Source organism: Pseudoduganella sp. RAF53_2, assembly GCF_052113985.1.
Classification (GTDB): domain Bacteria; phylum Pseudomonadota; class Gammaproteobacteria; order Burkholderiales; family Burkholderiaceae_D; genus Rugamonas.
In genome coordinates, this window is the sequence record NZ_JBFRDW010000784.1 from 1 (window position 1) to 2,449 (window position 2,449).

Here is a 2,449-nt window from a genome sequence, read left to right on the forward strand (position 1 = left end):
GCGCTTCGCTGGCGATGGGCGAATTCCACGGCGTGATGGCGGCAACGACGCCCATCGGTTCGTAGACGCTCATCGTCAGGTTGTCGCCGCGCGCCGGGGTAATGGTTTCTTCCAGCGTTTCGCAAGCGGCGGCAAAGAACTGGAAAGTGGCGGCAGCGCTGGCCACCAGATTGCGCGTTTCGGTGATCGGCTTGCCGTTGTCCAGGCGCTGCAGCTGCGCCAGATCCTCGGCCTCTTCACGAATCAGATGGGCCACGCGGTTCAGTACTGCTGCACGTTCATGCGGTTTGCGCTGTGCCCAGCCGCTGGTGCGGAAGGCTTGGTCGGCGCGTTCGATGGCTTCGTTGGCGTCCGCCACGCTGGCTGCGTGCAGCCAGGTCACGGCTTCGCCGGTGGCCGGGTAGAGCGTCGCGTAGCGGTCGCCGCCGCCTTTGCGCCATTCGCCTGCCACGCAAATCAATTGGTCTTTAGTCAGGTCCATTTGTGTCTCTCAAATCGACAGGGCATGTGCGCGGTTGTTCAGGGCGCGCACCACGCTGAACACGGTCAGCGCGGAGGTTTTGGGATTGGCAGCGAGCGGCTTGCCGCGCATGGTCAGTTCCAGGTTGCCGAAGGCGCCGGAAGCTTCCACGTGGTGCACGTTCTCGTCGACGCCAGGATCGGCCAGCAGGCGTACCTGCGTATGGTCGAGGCCAAGGCCGGCCAGCGACAGCGTGGCCGCCACATTGGCGTTCTTCGGGAACAGGCGCGCCGCTTCGCGTGCCGTGCCCTCGAAAATCACGGCGGCTTCAGTCAGTGCGTCGAGATCGAACTCGCGCTCGGCCGGCGTGTCCTTCCAGGCGCGCGGTGGTTTGCGGCCGGTGTACACGACCTTTTCCAGGCCGCCGATGCGGGCCGCAGCCAGCGCATCGATGGCGCCGATGGCGCCGGACAGCAGCTGCACCTGGGTCTTGCCGCGCTGCGCCGCCTGTTCCAGCTTTTCGGCCAGGCCAGGTTCGGACAGCGCACCCACGGACACCACCATGCACGGGATACCGGCTTCCAGCGCAGGCAGAATGTGCTCCTCGATGGCCTTGTGGCCGGCACATTCGATCAGCAGGTCAGGACGTTCGCCGTTCAGGCGGCAGGCCACGCGGGCGGTCGGCACCAGGGCGCGCACGGTTTCGCTTGCCGTTTCGAGCGCCGCTTCCGGCACGATCACCAGGTCGAAAGACACTTCGGGATCGCTCTTCAGCAGGTCCATCACGCCGATGCCAATGGCGCCGCAACCGATCATCGATACATGCAGCATGCTTCGCTCCTTAAGCCGTCGCCGCAACTGGTTCGGCCGCCTTTACCGGAGGACCTGCGAACGCAGTCTTGAAGCTGCCGATCGACAGCATGTCCACTTCCAGCAGGAAGGGGCCTTTTTCCGACAGCGCCTTGCGCAGCGCGTCGCCGGCTTCCGCCAGGCTGCTGATACGCACGTGGCGGAGCTTCAGCGAATGCGACAGCTCGGCGTAATCCGGCGTGTGCAGGTCGACGTAGTGGCGGCGGCCGCCGTACTGCACGTCCTGGATGTTCTTGATCACGCCATAACCCTTGTCGTTCATCAGCACGATGACCATGTCGGCCTGTTCCTGCACGGCCGTTGCCAGTTCGCCCAGGTTCAGGATGAAGCCACCGTCGCCAGCCAGGGTGAAGGTCTTCTTGCCCGATCCGGTCACGGCTGCGCCGATGGCCGCGCCAATACCCATTGCGAGGCCCTGCCCAATACCGCCGCCCAGTGCATGCACGCCGGCCAGCGGATCGAATACGCGCAGGTAGCGGTTGCCCCAGGTCGAGTTGGACACGGTGACGTCGCGCACCCAGTTGAAGTTGCGGCCCGCAGCCTGTTGCAGCTGGTCGACCAGCGCGCTGTAAGGGCCGAGGCCATCGACCAGGCCAGCAACGGCCGTATCGCGCGCCTGCTGCAGGCGCTTGATGTGGGACGGATCGATGTTCATCTTACCTTCCAGGCGGTCGGCCAGGCCTTTCAGCGCCAGTTCGGAATCGCCGCACACGAAGTAGTCGCTTTCGTAGCAGCGGCCTTCGGCAGCCGGATCGGCGTCGATGCGGAACAGGGGACGCGGCAGCTTCAGCTCATACTTCAGCGTTTCATTGCCGCGCAGGCGGGAGCCGACCACCAGCATGGCGTCGCACTCCTGGTAGAAATTCTCCACCGGCTTGTGCAGGTTGAAGGCGCCCAGCGAACGTGGATCGTCTTCCGCCACCACGCCGCGGCCCTGGGTGGTGGTCACCACACCGAAGCCCATGTCGATCAGGCGCTTGACCTGCGCCGCGGCGCCGCGCGAACCGCCGCCCAGCCACAGCATGGGACGCTTGGCCTGCTTCAGCTTTGCCGCCAGTTCGTCCAGCGCGTGTTCGGACGGTTCGTTGCGCTGGATCGGCAGTGGCTTGAAGTCGGCCG

3 protein-coding genes are annotated in these 2,449 nt (G+C 65.3%); all 3 read right to left on the reverse strand.

The genetic code is table 11. The features are described 5' to 3' along the window. Positions 1–481: aldehyde dehydrogenase family protein (locus tag AB4Z11_RS29440; protein ID WP_442029382.1), on the reverse strand; the 481-nt coding region annotated here is incomplete at its 3' end. A 9-nt stretch (positions 482–490) separates the two neighbouring features. Next, positions 491–1,291, reverse strand: a complete 801-nt coding sequence (locus AB4Z11_RS29445; protein ID WP_442029384.1) for an aspartate dehydrogenase — start codon at positions 1,289–1,291, stop codon at positions 491–493. 10 nt (positions 1,292–1,301) lie between these two features. Next, positions 1,302–2,449: thiamine pyrophosphate-binding protein (locus AB4Z11_RS29450; RefSeq protein WP_442029386.1), on the reverse strand; the 1,148-nt coding region annotated here is incomplete at its 5' end.